The organism is Chryseobacterium defluvii (genome assembly GCF_014204415.1).
Classification (GTDB): Bacteria; Bacteroidota; Bacteroidia; order Flavobacteriales; family Weeksellaceae; genus Chryseobacterium; species Chryseobacterium defluvii_A.
This window is the reverse complement of sequence record NZ_JACHLE010000005.1, coordinates 101,548-121,397: the sequence shown is the minus strand read 5'-3', so window position 1 is coordinate 121,397 and position 19,850 is coordinate 101,548. Positions and strand designations below refer to the sequence as shown.

Genomic DNA, 19,850 nt, shown 5'->3' with positions numbered 1-19,850 from the left:
CTAAAAGTATTTGCTTATTTAGCCGGAGCAGCAGGTGTTTTAGCCGGTGTAGTCTGGGAAGCCGGAGCCGTTTTTGCCGGAGCCTCTTTCTGAGCTGGCTTCTGCTGTACCGGAGCTGCCTGTGATGGCTTACCTGTCATGATCACACTTAGAACGATAAGAACGATGATCACACTTCCTAAGGTCCATGTTGCTTTTTCCATGAAGTCATTGGTTCTTTGCACTCCGAACTGAGCAGATGATGCTCCCCCGAAAGTACCGGAAAGACCTCCGCCTTTTGGATTTTGAGCCATAATGACGATTACTAGCAATACGCTTGCAATCATAACAAGAATCATCAGTAGTGTAAATATAGTATCCATTAACTTTGTTATCTTTTTGAATGGGCAAATTTAGTTTTTTTTTACCGAATGACAAAAAAAGAAGCCGGTAAATATTCATAAAAACAAAAACGGCACCTGAAAGGTGCCGTTTTTTTATAAAATAAGCTTATTCTTATTTAAAATCAGTGTCTTTAGCCTGGTTGATCTGGTAAGATTGTACCGCTAGGTTGATATCCATTCCACCCATATTCTGTATGATTGTGTATGGAAGCTTTACTCCGGATACATCTTTATAATCAGCATAGCTTGTAGGGATAGAACCTCCCTGCGCGGTTTTCACTTCTCCGGTTTTCAAACCTGTTTTTACGCTGTAGTAGTAAGTTGTTTTACTACCTTTTACCACGTAAGAATCTTCATTATTATATTTTTCTATTCCTGCCAGTTTGTATTCAGGAGATTTGGCAAAATTTAATTCAGGGAAAAGTTCGGTTTCCTTAGCCATTTCCGCTTTCTCGGCAGCCGGTAAAGGTACTTTTTGTCCCTGAGCTTCCATATAACCGTCTTTTCCGTCAAATACGATTTTCTGAACGGTATTTCCCATCATACTGATATTCATGGCCATTTTACCACCTTTTGCCTGGGTCATTTTCATGTTCATATCCATTCCCTGAACCTTTGTAGTGGCATCTGTAGTAATTGAAGTGATCTTCTGAACAGCTGCCTGTCCTCCGATAGCATTGATGTATTTGTCAGCAACAGACCCAATGGTTACACTGGCATCCACTTTCTGGGCAGATGGTTTTGCAACAGGATTGGCATCTTTGTCAAAATATTTTACAGTATAGCCGGATTTTTCCAATCCTTCGGAAATATCGGAAGCTTTTCCTGCGATGAAAATTCTGCTTTGGTTGGGAAAAATAGTAGCTTTTACTGCGTTAGAAACATCTGCAGCAGTTACCTTATCAATAGACTTCAGGTAATTGGTGTAGAAATCAGCCGGAAGATCCTGAACTTTTTGATTTAAAGCAAATCTTGCAATGGTTTCAGGCTTTTCTAAAGACATGATGAAATTTCCTTTCAGTTTTGCTTTGGCATTTTCCAGTTCTTCTGGTTTTACGGTAGAAATGGCGTTAAGTTCATTCATGAATTCCTTTACAGCCTTATCCGTAACCTCATTTCTCACACTCGCTTCAGCGGAGAATTCAGGGGAATATTTACTTGCACTCATGCTTGAATAGGCGCCGTAAGTAAACCCGTTCTTCTCACGAAGATTCATGAAAAGCCTGGCTTCACTCCCGCCTCCTAAAATGTAGCTGGCGATCGTAGCTGAGAAATAGTTAGGATCTTTCATCTTCAGACTGTTCAGGTTGCCTACAGAGATCACAGACTGTACGGCAGAAGGAACATCCACCACATTGATCTCAGTTTTTGCGACATTAGCAGCCGGTTCTAAAGCCGTGAAAGAAGTATTTGATTTTTTCCATCCGCCGAATGCCTTTTCGATCAATGGCTTCACCTGATCAAACTTCACATCTCCAACGATTACTAAGTAAGCATTATCCGGAGCGTAATATTTCTTGTAAACATTCTGAACATCAGTCAATTGGATCTTATTGATAGATTCAACGGTTTCGAACTCTCCTCTGGAAGTATTTTTCCCATACATTAAAGCTCTTGAAACCCTACCGGCGATAGAAGATGCATTTTTCTCATCTGCTTTTAGCCCTTCAACAGTTCTTTCTTTAGAATTTTGAATTTCTTCTGCGGAGAATTTAGGATTGATGATAGCATCCGCCATGAGTCCTAATACTTCCGGGAAGTATTTTGAAAGAGAATTGGCGAAAGCACCTCCTGAAGAAAAGCTTAAGTTAGCTCCCAGGAAATCTACTTTTTTGTTGAAATCATCCTTACTTAAATTAGTAGTTCCGTTTTCAAACTGCTCTGCCATAATCTCACTTACTCCGGCAACGTTTCCTTCGTAGTATGGAGGTCTGTCCATAGAAAGATTAGCGCTTACTCGTGGTAATTTATTGTTTTCCACTACCATTACGGTAAGGCCGTTGCTTAGCTGAAAAGTTTTTGGTTTGGCAATGTTGATTGCAGGGGTAGGCCCCGGCTTTGGCATTGCATTAAGGTCAATTTTTTGTGCAGAAAGCATTCCTGCGAATAAAAATGCTGCCGCTATATATGTTAATTGCTTTTTCATTTGTAAAAAATTATTTTTTAATAATCACATTAAAACTCTGTGTTTTATGAGATTACTTTTTTTCAGGTACGTAATTAATGATTATTCTTTGATTGGAATTCAAATACTTTTTAGCAGCATTTTGCAGATCCTGTCTTGTGATAGATCTGTAGATGTCTATTTCCTTGTTGATCAGGTTAGTATTTCCCATCAATACGTGGTTGGTTGCCAGTGAAGCAGCAATTCCCTGAATGCTTGAGTTCTGATTTACAAACTGGTTCTCAAACTGGTTCTGAATTTTCTGATAATCTTCTTCAGAAATTAAAGTAGTCTGAAGCTTTTTAATTTCAGCATCAATATCAGTTTGCAGAGTCTGCTTGGTAGTCTGTCCCATAGGGATCGCAAAGAAGGCAAAAATACCGTAATCTTCAAGTCCCTGATTGAAAGCTGCTACCTGAAGTGCTTTTTTCTCCTGATCTACCAATTTCTTATACAATACCGAAGATTTTCCGCTGCTTAAATAGGATGAAAGCATGTCCAGAACATAAGCATCCTTTTCCTTGTTACCCGGTGTTCTGTAGGCAAAAACATATGCAGGAAGCTGGATGTTAGGATCTGTGGCAGTTACTTCTTTTTCTTTTGTAATAGGCTCATCCTTAGGGAAGTTCTTCGGATATACCGTACCTTTAGGGATACCGCCATAATATTCCTGGATCCATTTTTTGGTCTGTTCAGGTTTAATGTCCCCGGCTACGACCAAAGTAGCGTTGTTAGGAACATAAAATTTCTTATAGAATGCCATAAACTCATCCAGCTTGGCAGCATTCAGATCTTCCATAGATCCAATGGTCGGCCAGTTGTATGGGTGATTGGTGAAAAGGTTCTTCTGAACAGTCGTGAAAAGATTCCCGTAAGGCTGGTTATCCATTCTCAATCTCTTCTCTTCTTTTACCACCTCTCTCTGAGTGTCTACTCCTATCTGGTTGATCACGGCATGACGCATTCTTTCCGCTTCCATCCAAAGTCCTAACTGCTCGTTGTTAGAAGGGAAAGTTTCATAGTAGTAAGTCCTGTCATTGGTTGTGTTGGCATTGTTCTGGCCTCCGTTGGCAGAAACAATTTTCATCCATTCGCCTCTTTTGATGTTAGGCGTACCTTCAAATAAAAGATGCTCGAAAAAGTGGGCAAAACCGGTTCTTCCTTTTACTTCATCCTTAGCACCTACGTGGTACATTACACCTGTGGTAACTACCGGTGCAGAATTATCCTGATGAAGAATTACGTGTAAACCATTTGGTAAGTCATACTCTTCGAATTTAATTTGTTGTGCGTTCAGCATCATTCCAAAGAAAGCCGCAGCAGCAACAGAAAGAAGTCGTTTTTTCATAAAGTAGAAATTGTTTTGACAATTAGTGTTAAAAATAGTCTGATTGTTACAATAATGAATAAGAATTTTTAATAAATCAGAAGCAGGAAATTAATATTCGGTTGTATTTCCTCGCATGCTTCCCATAAATATTAATTTTGTCTAACTTCTAACTTCTAACTTCTAACTTCTAACTTCTAACTTCTAACTTCTAAAATCAAAATTTGAATTCTCCTTATAATACATTAATTTTGTGTTCCAAAAATTTTGCGGTATGGAGGATTATTTGAAAGGATTAAATGAATCACAATTTGAGGCGGTTACCAGCTTACAGGGACCATTAATGGTTCTTGCAGGAGCAGGTTCCGGGAAAACGCGGGTGCTTACCATGCGTATTGCTCATCTGATCACGAATGGGGTAGACCCTTTCAATATCCTGGCACTTACCTTTACTAATAAGGCAGCGCGCGAAATGAAAGAACGTATTGCCAGAGTAGTGGGCGACAGTAATGCAAGAAGCCTTTGGATGGGGACATTTCACTCTGTTTTTGCAAGGATTTTGCGAAGTGAAGCTCATTATTTAGGATACCCTTCGAATTTTACCATTTACGATCAGCAGGATGCCCTGAATGTCATTAAAAAAGTGCTGAAGGACATGAATATTGATGCAGATCTGTATAAGCCCAAGAAAGTACAGGCCAGGATCTCCACTTATAAAAATAACCTGATCACTGTAAAAGCTTACTTCAATAATCCTGAACTGATAGAAGCTGATGAAAAAGCCAATATGAAATTCATCGGGCAGATCTATCAGAAATATGTGGAAGCCTGCTTCAGGAACGGAGCTATGGATTTTGATGACCTTTTGCTGAAAACCAACGAATTGCTGACCCGTTTCCCGGAAGTTCTGGCCAAGTATCAGGACAGGTTCAGATATATTTTGGTGGATGAGTATCAGGATACCAATCATTCCCAATACCTTATTGTAAAAGCTTTGGCTTCGAAATTTGAGAATATCTGCGTGGTGGGAGACGATGCCCAGTCCATTTATTCATTCCGGGGAGCCAATATTTATAATATTTTAAACTTTAAAAAGGATTATCCGGATGCCAAAACGGTTTCCCTTGAACAGAATTACCGTTCGACCCAAAATATCGTGAATGCAGCCAATGTGGTCATTGCCAAAAACCTGCAGCAGTTCAAGAAAAATGTTTTCAGTGATAATGAGGTAGGAGACAGGATCAAGGTGTACCGTTCACTTTCCGATGCGGATGAAGCCAATTTCGTTGCCGGAAATATATGGGAGCTTCGCAACAGGGACCAGAGAAAATACAGCGATTTTGCCATCCTGTACAGAACCAACTCCCAGACCCGTGCTTTTGAAGATGCTTTGAGACGGAAGAATATTCCTTATAAAGTATATGGAGGTTTATCTTTCTATCAAAGGAAAGAAGTGAAAGACCTGCTTGCCTATCTTCGGCTTTTGATCAACGAAAATGATTCTGAAGCATTGATGAGGATCGTTAATTATCCTGCAAGAGGAATTGGTGATACCACCCAGAATAAGCTGATCGTTTTTGCAGATGCACAAAATGTATCGGTTTCCAAAGTACTGGATCACCTTCCGATGTATGCACCGAATTTAGGTTTTAACAATGGTGTGATCACCAAGCTGAACGACTTCTGGTCCATGATCAAGGCATTCCAGGTTCTGCTAAAAACTGAAACGGCTTACAATGTGGCTATGGAAGTGGCCAAACGAAGCGGGCTGATCAAGTTTTTAAAAGATGATCAGACACCGGAAGGAATTTCAAGGGTAGAGAACGTTCAGGAATTAATGAATTCTATGCAGGGGTTCATTGAGGAACAGATGCAGTTGGAAGACGGAGATCCGAGTTTATCTAATTTCCTTGAAAATATAGCCCTTTCGGCAGATACGCAGGATAAAAATAATGAAGATGATATGGTTTCTCTGATGACCATTCATCTTTCTAAAGGATTGGAATTTCCGGTAGTTCATCTTGTAGGCCTTGAAGAAAACCTTTTCCCAAGCTTTATGAGCTCGGCAACAAGGGAAGATCTGGAAGAAGAGAGACGTTTGTTTTATGTAGCTTTAACCAGGGCTGAAAAGCAGGTGTTCTTTTCTTATGCGGTCTCGCGTTTTCAGTGGGGAAAAATTACAGATGCAGAACCTTCGAGATTCTTAAGTGAAATAGATGAAGAATTTATCGAATTTATCAACCCTGCTATTGAAAAAAGATTCATTAATAATTCCGGGATTAAATCCAATATTTTTGATGAATATCCCTCAGAGGAACGGAGTTTCAAAAAGGTTGAAAAGAAAACCATCGAAAGAAACGAAAAGTCAAAACCAATTGCTGAACCAAGGAAACTGAAACCGATAAGTACTGCTAAGATCATCAACCCGAGCGGGGCCTCTTCACAGGATATTGAGGTTGGAGATAAGGTAAGGCATGACCGTTTCGGGATCGGGGAAGTGACTTTCTTGGACGGGACAGATCCTCAGAATATTAAGGCCAAGGTAATTTTCCAGTATGAAGGGGAAAAAAACCTTATCCTGAAGTATGCTAAACTCACGAAAATTTAAAAAATAGAATATAGCAATCAGCATTTTCTGTAAATTATTAGTCTATTAATTTTGTAGACTAATAAATATGATTTACATTTGCTCCTCAAAAAAATGTAATTCATTAAAAAATAACTGGAAAATGTATGAAAAATAAAAAGATAATTATTTCAGCTTCTGTTTTATTTTTCCTGGGAAATTATGCGCATGCACAGGAAAAAGATACCGTAAAAACAGCTAATGTGGAAGAAGTGGTGATCTTAGGATCAAGAAGCGGAGCAAGGTCAAAAGTAGACAGCCCGGTTCCTGTGGATGTATTTAATATTAAAGAATCTTCGGTAGTTTTACCGCAGACCAATATAGGACAGATCCTGAATGCCATCGCACCTTCCTTCACATCCACTATTCAGACCAATGCGGATGGTACGGATCATCTGGATCCTGCCCAGTTGCGGGGACTTGGCCCGGACCAGGTATTAGTGCTGGTGAATGGAAAAAGAAGGCATACTTCAGCATTAGTGAATGTGAACGGATCTCCGGGACGCGGAACTGTGGGAACGGATTTAAACGCTATCCCGTCGTTTGCGATCAGCAGGATAGAAGTTCTGAGAGACGGAGCTTCTGCCCAATATGGTTCGGATGCCATTGCCGGAGTTATCAATCTGGGATTAAAAAGAGATACCGGAAAATTAACGGGACAATTGAGTTATGGCGGAAACCTGACCCCGGCGGCTAATGACCATACCGGCGATTTTGACGGACAAAATATTCAGATCGACCTGAATTATGGAAATAAAATAGGATCTAAAGGAGGCTTTTATAATATTACATGGACTTCACAGTTCCGAAATCCTACCTACAGGGCAGGAACGGAAAGCGGGGCTATTTTTAATGCTTATAATGCCATTGAACGGCGTGCTTTGAATGACGGAGTCAATCTTTCTTCACTTTTCAGTAATATAGGCAGCACTCCGAATTCACAGCAGCTTATTGATTATATCCATCAGTATGCGCAGGATGTAGGTTATTTTTCACAAAGTTTTCAGAACCAGATCCAGGGAGCGAATACCATTGCGGCTTTACAGGGGCTTTTAGGGGCTAATGTGACGGATCAGGAACTGGCCTACCGAGGATTATCCAGGAAAGATTTCAATATGCAGGTGGGACAATCCAAACTGAATAATCATCAGCTTTTTGCCAATATAGAAGTCCCATTGAATGATAACTGGAAAATATATACTTTCGGAGGTTACAGCTTCAGGCACGGTACTTCAGGAGGATTTTACAGAAGACCAAATCAAAACAGGACCTTCACAGGGTTATACAGCAACGGATATCTTCCACAGATCGGGACCGATATTCAGGATCTGTCTGTCTCTGCGGGAATTAAAGGAAAATGGAATGAATGGAATATTGATCTGAGTAATACTTTCGGGCAGAATTCTTTTGATTATACAATCAGGAATACCGGGAATACTTCTTTACGCTTTGTCTCTCCCGATGAGTTTGATGCGGGAGGACTTAGATTTTCCCAGAATACGATCAACCTAGATTTTTCCAAAAAATATGAGGTATGGAGTGGTATTAATGTAGCATTCGGGGCAGAACACCGCTATGAGAACTTTAAAATAACTGCCGGAGAAGAAGCGTCTTATGCCACCTATGATGTTTCAGGAAATGTATGGACGGGGACCACCCAAAGGCCAACAGATTTTTTTGGAAATGTGCTTCCGGGCGGTTCCCAGGTTTTTGCCGGTTTCCGTCCTGCTAATGCGGTGAATAAGAACAGGCAGGCTGTTGCGGGCTATGCGGATGTAGAATTGAATTTTACAGACTGGTTGCTAGTAGATGCTGCGGCAAGATATGAGAATTATTCTGATTTTGGTTCTACTTTTAATTATAAGCTGGCATCAAGAATAAAACTTGATAACAATTTCAATTTCAGATTTGCAGGTTCTACCGGTTTCAGGGCGCCTTCTATTCATCAGATTTATTATAATGTGACTTCCACATTATTTACGGATGGAGTATTAAAGGAAGTGGGGACTTTCAGTAATGATTCCAAAGTAGCGGATCTGCTGGATATTCCGAAATTAAAACAGGAAACCTCGAAATCGGCCAGTGTGGGATTCACTTATAAGATTCCTTCAGCCAATCTTACGTTTACTGCAGACGGGTATTTTACAAGGATTGATGACAGGATCGTACTTACCGGACAGTTTGCCAGAGCTGCGGTTCCTGCTGAGGCACAGGCAGCCTTTGATGTGGCAGGGGTAAATGCTGTTCAGCTGTTTGCGAATGCCATTGATACGGAAACTAAAGGGCTGGATGTGGTGATAAGTCATAATGCAAGATTTTCAGAAATAAAGCTGGATAACAGTTTTGCAGTCAATCTCAATGAGACCAAAAAGGTAGGAGGAATACACTCTTCCGGTTTTCTGCAGTCGACTAACCTAGAAAGTGTGTATTTTTCCGAGGCATCAAGGATTTATCTTGAAGAAGCAGTACCAAAGGTAAAAGCAAGCCTGTCTCACCAGCTTTCATGGGGAAAAGCCCTGTTTTATCTGCGAAATACCTATTTTGGTAAAGTTACAAGTCCTGATATCATAGATGCCAATGGGAACGGAACTATAGAGCCTAATGAGCATCAGCAGATTACGGATAAGATCATTACCGATCTTTCTGCAGCCTATCAGTTTACAAAAAATGTAGGCTTAACGTTGGGTGTGAATAACCTGTTTGATATCTATCCCACCAAAAATCTTACAGCGTCTACGAATAATGATCAGTTCATTTACTCGCGCTCGACATCACAGTTCGGGCAGAACGGTAGATATGTCTTTACAAGGCTCAATTTTAATTTTTAGTTTATTTATATTTCAGGAACGGATTCAGATTGTTGGCTCCGTTTTTTGTTTTGAATATTTAATTCTGGTTAAATATCAATCCGGAGAAAATAATTATTTCACCAGCTCCTCAAAAAGTCTGTCAAAGGTCGTATCCAGATCCTTTGTTTTTCCGGGATGAGGCCTTGAAGTTTGCACTACCGAGCTTCTTACTGCGGTCAGCCAGCGGAAACGTTCCGGAATATCCAGATGAGCAATTGGCCCGCCGTCTTTATCACCATGAGCAATTTTTTGGAAGCTTTCCAGATTCTGAATGACATCATCATAATCCAGCTTACTGTGCATCAGTGTGAATTTATCAGGACACAGATAGAATTCTACACGGATATATTTCTCCTTTTTTGAGAACATAGCAAGTCCCACGTTGAAAAATTCTTCTCTTTCAACCTTTGGAACCAGTCGTATGACAGCGTACTCGTATATTTTATCCCCTTGCATTTTTTGCTTCGTTTACAAAAATTTGAGAATTTTCTAATCGTGTTTTCATAAATTGAAAATACACTTCCCTTATCTGGTCAGGTGTTTCATCTGCATCGTTCCAGTGCAGCCAGTCTTCCGGGATCAGGTTGACTATTTCCCTAAAAACAGTATCATTCAATACTTCATGAGCCCAGCTATCCGCTTCATCAATCATGGTTGCTTTTGAGAGCAGAACGTGGTCTTTTACATACCTGAAAGGTGTTTTCGCGGCAGCATCAAAATTCTGCCATGAATGATGGAAATAAAATGACGCGCCGTTATCTATGATCCAGAGCTCCTTGTGCCACATCAGAAGGTTGGTGTTTTTAAAAGTACGATCTATATTTGTGATAAATGCATCCAGCCAGACAATTTTTGAAGCCAGAAGCGGATCTGTTTTCACACTTGGATCATAAGCAATGGAGCCGGAAAGATAATGAAGCCCTAAATTCAGCCCTTCGGAAAACTTCAGAAGATCCTGAATCTCCTCATCTGCCTCGGTCCTTCCGAAGTCTACATCCAGATTAACAAAAACCAATTCAGGGATTTTTAATCCTAAAACTTCCGTAATTTTTCCCCCTAAAAGTTCCGAGATCAGCATCTTGACCCCATGACCGGCACCACGAAATTTCAGTACATACTTAAAATCATCATCAGCTTCTGCCAGAGCAGGAAGAGAGCCGCCTTCCCTCAAAGGCAGAATATAACGCATGACGGTTACCGTTCTTAGATCCAACATACCGCAAAAATAAGATTTTACTTTGTGAATACTCTTAATTTTAATATTTTTAAGTGGAAAACTGGTTAGCCTGCTGTAAAAAATGATAGAATATGTACTATAGTTTTATCCTCTCTTAGATGTAACGAATAAGTAAAACGTAAACATCTACCAAATCTGCGAGAAAAATATAATTCAGCAATTAATTATTAAAGTAAAATATAAAATGAAACTCATTAAACAACAAAATATTACTATTTCAAATCCGGAAACCAAAAAATTTTTAGCCGATGCATTTTATCCTGAATCTGGTGAAAAGCTACCCTTACTAATTTTCGTTCATGGCTATAAAGGCTACAAAGACTGGGGTGCCTGGAACCTGATGGCTGAGAAGTTTGCAAAGTCCGGTTTTTTCTTTGTTAAATTTAACTTTTCCCATAATGGGACTACTATCGATGATCCTCATAACTTTGCTGACTTGGAGGCCTTTGGCAATAATAATTACTCTAAAGAATTATCCGACCTCGGAGCGGTGATTGATTACTTTATAAAGGACTCTAAAGTGGATGATCAGAAAGTGGTGCTTATCGGCCACAGCAGGGGAGGTGGGATTTCCATTGTCAAAACTTTCGGAGATGAAAGGATCAATGGATTGATTACCCTTGCCAGTGTAGACAGTTTGGAACGATTCCCGAAAGGTGATGATCTTGAAAAGTGGAAGAAAAGGGGAGTTTATTATGTGTTGAATGGAAGGACAAAGCAGGAAATGCCCCATTATTACCAGTTTTACGAAGATTTTGAAAAAAATAATGTGCTTTTTGATGTAGAGAGGGCAGCAGAAATGGCAAAGGTTCATTTTCTGATTGTTCATGGGACTAAAGATGAAAGTGTAAATGTGAAAAGTGCTGATCATCTTCATATATTAAATCCCAATTCCGAATTATTCCTGATTGAAAATGCCGACCATACTTTCGGGGCAAAAGAGCCTTGGGAAGCAACTGAATTGCCGAATGACCTGAAAAAAGCAACAGAAAAATGTATTGAATTTATCAATCAGAAAATAGTCAATGAATAAAAAAGAGTGAAATTTTCACTCTTTTTATCTGGAATACATCCCCAGTCTTTTTCAACATTAAGAAGTTAAGATTTTTAAGAAGCTTTTTGAATTGAATAAACTTAATTTCTTAATGGTAAATAACTTTTTCAAAATACAAATAATAAAACTTTAATAATTCAAAGAATTATTTGCTTAAAAGTTTCCAGGCTTCCTCAACCCTGCTTTCCAGCAACAGTTTCTGTGCATTATAATGAACACTCTCATCATCATGGAAGTTATCTGCAGGCAATATCTCTACATTAGCCAGCATGCCCAGATCGTTGCCCGTAAATACTTTGCTGTATTTGATGGCATCAGGAAGAAGGTCAAAGCCAATTCCCTTCGTGACCAAAGGTTTCGGAACTTCGAAAAGATTACCGGCATTGTTTCTGGAATACCAGTTTCCGCCTAAACGGGCCACCATATCCAGTTTTTTCTGATCCAAAGTTCCTTCTTCATTCAGATATTCTTCCCTGATATGGATTTTCTGAACTTCGCAGATAACAAGGTTTCCTGCACCTCCCTGATCTCCTAAAGGTTTTACTTCCAAAACCCTGCATTCAAAATTGACCGGGCATTCTTCGATCAGCTTCGGTTGTACCAGATCAGCATCTTTCATGGTTAGGCCGGATTTAATAAATTCATTTACTCCATCTTCATATTCTGTGGATGCCAGTGAGATTTGCTGTACAATTGGGAAATTAACGGTTCCTATTACTACTTCAGGGACTTCCAGTACGTTTTCAAGAGTATGCTTTGTTGTATTATCCCGGACTCTTCTCGAAGGTGAAAAGATCAAAACCGGCGGAACCGTGCTAAACATATTAAAGAAACTGAATGGAGATAGATTACTATTTCCGTTTTTATCAACCGTTGAAGCTAAAGCAATCGGACGTGGCGCGACTGCTGTTTGCATGATGGTTTGTAATTGTACGGGAGATATTTCGGATGGGATAACTGTTTTCATTATTTTTTATTAACCACAAAGTCACAAAAGTTAACTTAAAGTATCGTCTTTAATCCTTTTAAGTTCAAAAAAGCATATCGTAATATTGATTTACAAAAGTTTCCTGTCCTTCATGGTATAAATTTTTTACATTAAAGTTTACTAAAATTCCTTTGGGCTTTCTCATTAAATTTATATAGTTTATAACTTGAGCGCGATGGATATTATTGATCTCAGACACTGATTTCAGTTCGATGACGATTAAATCTTCAACTAAAAAATCACAAAAGAAATCACACTGAATTTCTTTTCCTTTGTACACGACCGGAATTTTTAATTCGGATTTATAATTAATATTTCTTAACCTGAATTCTTCTTCCAAACATTTGTGGTATACACTTTCCAATAATCCCGGACCTAAGATTTTGTGGACTTCTATACAGGCTCCATTGATCTTATAAGTCAGGTCGGTCAGATAAGATTGTGTAATCATAGCATTCTTTTGTGGTTAAGATTATTTTGTGGGAATGATTTTACCGGAAACCTCACCGAAACCAACCCTCACGCCATCTTTTTCAGCCCATGCCTTCATTATAACGGTATCATTGTCCTCAATGAATTTTCTTTCCTGTCCGTTGCTTAACTGCAGAGGATTTTGGCCTCTCCAGGTTAATTCAAGCATAGACCCGAAAGATTTTGGATCACTGCCTGAGATGGTACCGCTTGCATACAGGTCTCCAACTTCCACATTACAGCCATTTACAGTGTGATGGGCTAGCTGTTGGGTCATATTCCAGTACATGTGTTTATAATTACTTTCGCAGATTAGGTTTTCCTCGCCATTTTCAGGCTGAATATAAACTTCAAGATTGATATCGTAATTTTTATCTCCTTCAAATTTCAGATAATCCAAAACTTCAGGCTCCTGTACCGGGGAAGAAGTTCTGAATGGTTCCAATGCTTCTAAGGTAACTACCCAGGGAGAAACGGACGAACCGAAATTTTTTGCTAAAAATGGCCCCAACGGAACATATTCCCAAGCCTGAATATCCCTTGCAGACCAGTCATTGAAAACCACCATTCCGAAAATGGCATCTTCAGCTTCTTTGGTAGAGATACTTTCACCCATCTCCGTATTTTTGTTGATAATGAAGGCCATTTCCAGCTCAAAATCCAACTGTTTGCAAGGTCCGAAGATCGGGTTTTCCACATCAGCGGGTTTCATCTGGCCTTTCGGACGGTTGATCTCTGTGCCTGAAACTACAATGGATGAAGCCCTGCCATGATATCCTACCGGCAGATGCTTCCAGTTCGGTAATAATGCATTGGCAGGATCACGGAACATTTTTCCTACATTGGTAGCGTGCTCGATGCTGCTGTAGAAATCCGTATAATTCGGGATGTGCACAGGCATCATCATTTTCACTTTATCCAGGTCGTAGAAAGCTTCTTCAATGGTTTTCTGATCCTTTGACAGGGTAGAACCTTCCTGGAGAAGTTCCTGAATTCTGGTACGGACTGTATTGGTAACAGGTTTCCCAAGCTCAATAAATTCGTTTAAGGTATAGGCTTCAAAAACATTTTCATCCAGCCCTTCAATATCTTCAAAATAGCCAAGGTCGTATAAGGTGGCAAGATCAATGACCTGATCTCCGATCCTTGTACAACACCCGATATATTCTTTATTAAAAACGGTTACTCCGAAAGGAATATTATGTATAGAAAAATCCGAATCTGAGGAATAGTCTACAAATGATTTCATATGGTTTGAATTAATTTTGGATTAGCGATAAATCCGTTATATTTTATGGTTAATAGCCTGAGGAGAGATCTGTATTTTTATTTTTTCCTGGAATAGGATTCTTCATCGATCCATCGGTCTTTGGTATTGACGTCAATGAGATATAAAATATCTTTTTGTTTGGTCAGCAATAGGGTTTTAGTCACGGGAACAGGTACTTTTTTATTTTCAAGCATATCTGCTCTCAAAGAAATAATATTCTTTTTACTTCTGACAATATCACCTGAAAAGACATTTGAACTGCTTTCCCCTGTCGCTTTATCGTCAAAAACCTCTACATAAGTAACCTTGTTTTTTTTGATAACGATAAAATCTCTTTCCGTATGATCTGCTGCATCTTTAATGAAAACAAACTTTTTGTCGTCAATATTTACATTTTCCAGATGCTGATTGATCCCTTTTCTTTCTTCAAGCCTATTAAGGATCTCATTGATCGTCCCGTATTGTGCTTTCAGAGCCAACGCTCCAAAAAATAAAATGCTAATGAAAATTTTTCTCATATGTTGTGTGTTTTATAAAAAAGTTTTGTCAAGATACGGCATCCTGACAAAACTTAATAATTATATTTTAAAATTAAAGATTACCTCTTCTTTCCTGTTCTCTTTCCAGTGCTTCAAACAATGCCTTAAAGTTGCCGGCACCAAAGCTTTGCGCACCATGCCTTTCAATGATCTCAAAGAAAAGGGTAGGGCGGTCTTCCACAGGCTTGGTAAAGATCTGTAACAGATATCCTTCTTCATCATGATCAATTAGTATGCCTAAGTTTTGAAGCTTTTTAATATCCTCATCTATATGTCCTACTCTTTCAGGAACCATTTCATAATAAGCTTCCGGCGGAGCGGAAAGGAATTCTACACCTCGCTTTTTAAGTTCGGTTACTGTATGGATGATGTCTTTTGTAGCTACAGCAATGTGCTGTACGCCTTCTCCTTCGTAGAAATCAAGGTATTCTTCCACCTGGGATTTTTTCTTGCCTTCTGCAGGTTCGTTGATAGGGAATTTGGCATACCCGTTCCCGTTGGACATTACTTTAGACATCAAAGCAGAATATTCTGTGTTGATCTGTTTATCATCAAAAGAAAGAATATTTACAAACCCCATTACCTTTTCATACCATTCTACCGTAGGGATCATTCTGTTCCAGTCTACATTCCCTACACAGTGGTCTACATACAAAAGCCCTGTTTCTTCGGGATTGTAATTGCTTTCCCACTTTTCGTAACCGGGCATGAAAGGCCCTGTATAGTTTTTTCTTTCCACAAACATGTGAACGGTTTCTCCGTAGGTATAAATTCCGGACATTTTTACTTCACCATGCTCATCAGTAAGGGTTACCGGCTCTAAATAAGGTTTTCCGCCTCTTTTTGTAGTTTCCTCAAAAGCTTTATATGCATCATCTACCCATAGTGCCAGAATTTTTACTCCATCACCGTGTTTTTTTACGTGCTCGTTGATAGGAGAGTCAGACTTAAGCCCTGTTGTTAGGATCAGTCTTATTTTTCCCTGTTGAAGAACATAAGATGCACGGTCTCTTACTCCAGTTTCAGGACCGGCATACGCCACAGACTGAAAACCGAATGCGGTTTTGTAAAAATGGGCAGCCTGTTTAGCATTTCCTACATAAAACTCAATGTAATCTGTACCGTTAATCGGTAAAAAATTCTCTGCTTGAGCAATTTTTTCGGCAAATGTAAGTGTTGACATATTTTCTTTTTTACTTTTATTTTATAGGTATGCAAATTACGAAAATCTTAGCAATAGAAAAAGCATAAACGGATATTCCTAAAGTTACTTAATATATCCTTAAAGAAAAGTTCATTTAAGTATGCTTAAGTTTATTATATTATAATATGGATATATACATTTGTAGTCACAAAAGACAAGTGAAAAAAAAATATTTCGAAACAAGAAAGCTGTAGATTACTACAGCTTTTATTTTTTATGGTTCAATCTTCCGGCGTCAGGGTTATAGTTGTCCCATATTTTCCAGACATTATTTATTTTGCGGATAAAATAGATCTGGGTGTTAAGCTGGTTCACGAAATGTTCTTCTCCCGTTTCTCCCACCCTGAATAAAAGATTCCAGAATTCCTGGGATTCCAGTATTTTTTTATCAGGCTCGTCCGTTACAATGTGAATATCAAATACCTCATAATTGGAACGGTTGTTTTTTGTAATTAATTGAAAATCCCTTTCGCATAATTCTTTGCTGAAATGGGATGCCCTTTCTAAAAACGGTGAATCCTCAAAAACTAGATTTTTGAATACTTCGGTCCTGTGATCGGGAAAATTTTTATAGAATTCAAAAACGGTAGCACAGTAATCGTAAACCATTTGAGTAAGAAATGTCCGGTCCCCTGACTGTTCAGGCTGCTGTTTCTTATCCTTTATGGCAAGAATGTATGCGTTCAGATCTTTGTACCCTAAAAAAATGCAGATCTTATCCAGGGTTTTTAAAAACCTCAGGTCGTTATGGGTCTTATCCTGGTAATCATTTTCGAAAAAACGCTGCAAAGTAACATGCGAAATTGTATTTCCTATTTCGAATTTTTTTCCTCCTTTTAATTCCTCAGCTTCAGATAATTCATCTTTTATAATTTCGGAAAGAATGATGTAGTGGCTTCTTTTCCATTCACTCACATTTCCTAAAACAGAGTTGTTTACTTTAGGATGCTTTACAACCTCTTCTCTTATCGAATTATATATAGTTTTCAATTTGCAAGTTTTATAATGGGTTTTATCAAAAATATTGCCAAAACATCAGTGTTTTTTTATATTTTATATATCTTTTATTGAAAAAAGCCTTTTTTGTGTTAAATATTTTATCAATAGGCAAATTTAGTGTAAAATTTTTAATGTTTAAATCTTTCGAAAGCTGCTTTTTCCAGCATTTCCCTATCGTCAGGGTGGGCAATGCTGATAAGCTCCTGGGCCCTTTGACGCAGGTTTTTGCCATATAAATAGGCAGTTCCGTATTCGGTAACCACATAATGGATATGCCCTCTTGTTGTAACCACTCCTGCTCCCTGTTTAAGAAAAGGAACAATCCTGGAAATTCCTTTTTTGGTTCTTGATGTAATAGCGATAATAGGTTTTCCGTCTTCACTCAATGCGGCTCCCCTCATGAAGTCCATCTGTCCCCCGATCCCGCTGTATTGCATGGTTCCGATGGAGTCCGCACAAACCTGTCCCGTGAGATCAATTTCAATAGCAGAATTGATGGCTACCATTTTTTTATTCCGCATAATATTGATGGGGAAATTGACATCACTCACATCCTTGAATGCAAAAACAGTATTGTCATCCACATAATCATACAGTTTCCTTGTTCCGAAGCAAAAGCTTGTGATTGTTTTATTTTCGTTAAATCCTTTGTACTTATTATTAATGACGTCATTTTGGATCAGGTCAATAACCCCGTCACTCAGCATTTCTGTATGAACACCCAGGTCTTTATGATTATTCAGGCATTTTAAAACAGCATCGGGAATAGTCCCGATACCCATCTGCAAGGTAGATCTGTCATCTATGAGCTCTGCAACGTTTTTGCCGACAAGCATTTCCTCCGGGCCTACTTTTGAACCGTAGTCCACCGTTGGAAGCTCTTCTTCGTGCCAAATCAGCTTATGGATCCTGCTGACGTGGATCATCCCGTCTCCGTGGGTTCTCGGCATAAGCGGATTTACCACAGCGACAATGATCTTAGCAGTATCCACGGCAGATCTTGCAATATCCACAGAAGTGCCCAGAGTACAAAATCCGTGTTTATCAGGCGGTGACACGGTTACTAAAGCTACATCCAGAGGTAAGATATTCTTCCTGAATAAGATGGGGATCTCACTTAAAAATACAGGTACAAAATCCCCTCTGTCAGAATTGACTGCATCACGTACCGGAGTGGAGACAAATAAGGAATTAATGAAAAATTTGTCCTTATATTCCGGTTTTGCGATCTCTACATTCCCCTGCTGGGTGATGGAAACCATTTCCACATGATCCAGGCGGTGTGCCTGCCTTGCCAGCTCATCGATCAGATAATTCGGGGTACATGCGCTCCCGTGGAAGAAAACACGGTTTCCGCTTTTTATGGTATATATAGCTTCCTCTGCACTTATATAATTGTACATTTTGAACGTTTTTGAGATTATATGTAATGTGTATAGGTTATTCCTGCGAGCGGTCTTCCAGTGTTTTGTCGTTTTCTTCCAGCCATGAAGTCTTATAGGAAGGATCTTCTACTTTTAGAGCCTCTTCCGTGATTTTCAATGGACGGAACGGATCAACCATTACGGCATACTCTTCAGTAAACTTCTTCCCGATACTTCTTTCCATAGCTCCCGGATGCGGCCCGTGAACAATTCCTCCCGGATGAAGGGTAAAATCCATTAAATCGATATGGTTCCTGCTCATAAAATCTCCTTCCGTATAGAAAAGAACTTCGTCGGAATCAATATTTGAATGGTTGTAAGGAGCCGGAATGGCCAAAGGATGATAATCATACATTCTGGCGCAGAATGAGCAGACCACAAAATTGTGTCCTTCAAAATTCTGGTGAACCGGAGGTGGCTGGTGAATTCTGCCTGTGATCGGCTCGAAGTTTTTAATGTTAAATTTATAAGGGTAAAAATAGCCGTCCCAGCCTACAACATCAAAAGGATGGGTTGCATAGATGAAATCCGTGATCTGGTTTTCTTTTTTTACTTTGATCAGGAATTCACCCTTTTCGTCTTTTGGTTCTACGAAAGTGGGAGCAATAATGTCTCTCTCACAGAAGGGAGAGTGCTCCAGAAGTTGCCCGAACTCATTTCTGTATCTTTTCGGGGTATAGATGGGGGAATGGCTCTCCAATACAAAGAACACGGTATTTTCCGATTTTAATTCAACCTGATAGATCGTGCCTCTTGGGATAATAAGATAATCGCCGACAACAAATTTCAGATCACCCAGGAAGGTCTTCAAAATTCCGTTTCCTTCATGAATATATAAAAGTTCATCGCATTCGGCATTTTTATAGAAATAATCCATTGATTTCCTTGGCTTTGCCAGTCCCATTTTCAGGTCATTGTTCAGTAAAAGGATCTTCCGGCTGTCTAAAAAATCATTTTCCGGGGTTACATTCATTCCTTTGAACATTCTTGGAGTAACATTCTTTTCAACTGCGATCTTTGGGGTCACATCCTTTGGTGCCCCGATAGATTTTATCTGGGTAGGACGGTGAATATGATACAGAAGAGAAGAGATACCATGAAAACCTTCCGTTCCGAAAAGCTGCTCATAATAAAATTTATCTTCAGGAGATTTGAAGATCGTATGTCTTTTTTGTGGGATGTTCCCGGCTTGATAATATCTCATTTTTACCTTTTATTTCCTCAAATTTAATAATTTTTGATGAAATAATTTGGAGGATATTTGTCATATAGTTTTTAGTTTCGAAAATAATTGTTAGTTTTGTCTAACAATTTT

General features: G+C 39.1%; 16 protein-coding genes. 3 read left to right on the top strand and 13 right to left on the bottom strand.

Annotated elements, in window-relative coordinates; genetic code table 11:
• Positions 1-14: 14 nt before the first annotated feature.
• The 3 genes from secG to HNP38_RS15080 all read right to left on the bottom strand — a co-directional run bounded on the left by secG (position 15) and on the right by HNP38_RS15080 (position 3,895).
• Positions 15-362: a preprotein translocase subunit SecG gene (secG, locus tag HNP38_RS15090; RefSeq protein WP_184191011.1), complete on the bottom strand. Its 348-nt coding sequence runs from the start codon at positions 360-362 to the stop codon at positions 15-17.
• Between the two features lie 133 nt (positions 363-495).
• Entirely contained in the window at positions 496-2,529 is a 2,034-nt protein-coding gene (locus HNP38_RS15085; protein WP_184191009.1) for a M16 family metallopeptidase, read from the bottom strand.
• A 52-nt stretch (positions 2,530-2,581) separates the two neighbouring features.
• On the bottom strand, positions 2,582-3,895 hold the full coding sequence (locus HNP38_RS15080) for a M16 family metallopeptidase (RefSeq protein WP_184191007.1): 1,314 nt from the start codon (positions 3,893-3,895) through the stop codon (positions 2,582-2,584).
• Between the two features lie 253 nt (positions 3,896-4,148).
• Between HNP38_RS15080 and HNP38_RS15075 the strand changes: the two genes are divergently transcribed.
• Positions 4,149-6,482: an ATP-dependent helicase gene (locus HNP38_RS15075; protein ID WP_184191005.1), complete on the top strand. Its 2,334-nt coding sequence runs from the start codon at positions 4,149-4,151 to the stop codon at positions 6,480-6,482.
• A gap of 125 nt (positions 6,483-6,607) precedes the next feature.
• Positions 6,608-9,328, top strand: coding sequence for a TonB-dependent receptor plug domain-containing protein (locus tag HNP38_RS15070; protein WP_184191003.1), 2,721 nt, complete (start codon positions 6,608-6,610; stop codon positions 9,326-9,328).
• 93 nt (positions 9,329-9,421) lie between these two features.
• Here the strand turns inward: HNP38_RS15070 and HNP38_RS15065 are convergent, their stop codons facing one another.
• Both HNP38_RS15065 and HNP38_RS15060 read right to left on the bottom strand, forming a co-directional pair.
• Entirely contained in the window at positions 9,422-9,805 is a 384-nt protein-coding gene (locus HNP38_RS15065) for a DUF3037 domain-containing protein (protein ID WP_184191001.1), read from the bottom strand.
• A complete protein-coding gene (locus HNP38_RS15060; protein ID WP_184190999.1) occupies positions 9,792-10,565 on the bottom strand; it encodes a HipA family kinase in 774 nt (257 codons plus the stop codon). Before HNP38_RS15060 ends, HNP38_RS15065 begins: the two co-directional genes overlap by 14 nt.
• 187 nt (positions 10,566-10,752) lie before the next feature.
• On the opposite strand from HNP38_RS15060, the gene HNP38_RS15055 reads away from it, so the two are divergent.
• Positions 10,753-11,619, top strand: coding sequence for an alpha/beta hydrolase family protein (locus HNP38_RS15055; protein ID WP_410493776.1), 867 nt, complete (start codon positions 10,753-10,755; stop codon positions 11,617-11,619).
• Positions 11,620-11,785: 166 nt separating this feature from the next.
• On the opposite strand, the gene HNP38_RS15050 is transcribed toward HNP38_RS15055, so the two are convergent.
• The 8 genes from HNP38_RS15050 to HNP38_RS15015 form a co-directional block, all read right to left on the bottom strand.
• Positions 11,786-12,607: a flavin reductase family protein gene (locus tag HNP38_RS15050; RefSeq protein WP_184190995.1), complete on the bottom strand. Its 822-nt coding sequence runs from the start codon at positions 12,605-12,607 to the stop codon at positions 11,786-11,788.
• A 64-nt stretch (positions 12,608-12,671) separates the two neighbouring features.
• Positions 12,672-13,079, bottom strand: a complete 408-nt coding sequence (locus HNP38_RS15045; RefSeq protein ID WP_184190993.1) for a GxxExxY protein — start codon at positions 13,077-13,079, stop codon at positions 12,672-12,674.
• A gap of 21 nt (positions 13,080-13,100) precedes the next feature.
• Positions 13,101-14,348: a fumarylacetoacetase gene (gene fahA, locus HNP38_RS15040; protein WP_184190991.1), complete on the bottom strand. Its 1,248-nt coding sequence runs from the start codon at positions 14,346-14,348 to the stop codon at positions 13,101-13,103.
• Positions 14,349-14,425: 77 nt separating this feature from the next.
• Positions 14,426-14,887, bottom strand: coding sequence for a hypothetical protein (locus HNP38_RS15035; protein WP_184190988.1), 462 nt, complete (start codon positions 14,885-14,887; stop codon positions 14,426-14,428).
• A 73-nt stretch (positions 14,888-14,960) separates the two neighbouring features.
• Positions 14,961-16,091: a 4-hydroxyphenylpyruvate dioxygenase gene (hppD, locus tag HNP38_RS15030; RefSeq protein WP_184190986.1), complete on the bottom strand. Its 1,131-nt coding sequence runs from the start codon at positions 16,089-16,091 to the stop codon at positions 14,961-14,963.
• A gap of 228 nt (positions 16,092-16,319) precedes the next feature.
• Positions 16,320-17,102, bottom strand: a complete 783-nt coding sequence (locus tag HNP38_RS15025) for a hypothetical protein (RefSeq protein ID WP_184190984.1) — start codon at positions 17,100-17,102, stop codon at positions 16,320-16,322.
• Positions 17,103-17,239: 137 nt separating this feature from the next.
• Positions 17,240-18,514, bottom strand: a complete 1,275-nt coding sequence (locus HNP38_RS15020; protein ID WP_184190982.1) for an acetyl-CoA hydrolase/transferase family protein — start codon at positions 18,512-18,514, stop codon at positions 17,240-17,242.
• 37 nt (positions 18,515-18,551) lie between these two features.
• Positions 18,552-19,739: a homogentisate 1,2-dioxygenase gene (locus tag HNP38_RS15015; RefSeq protein WP_184190980.1), complete on the bottom strand. Its 1,188-nt coding sequence runs from the start codon at positions 19,737-19,739 to the stop codon at positions 18,552-18,554.
• Positions 19,740-19,850: the final 111 nt, after the last annotated feature.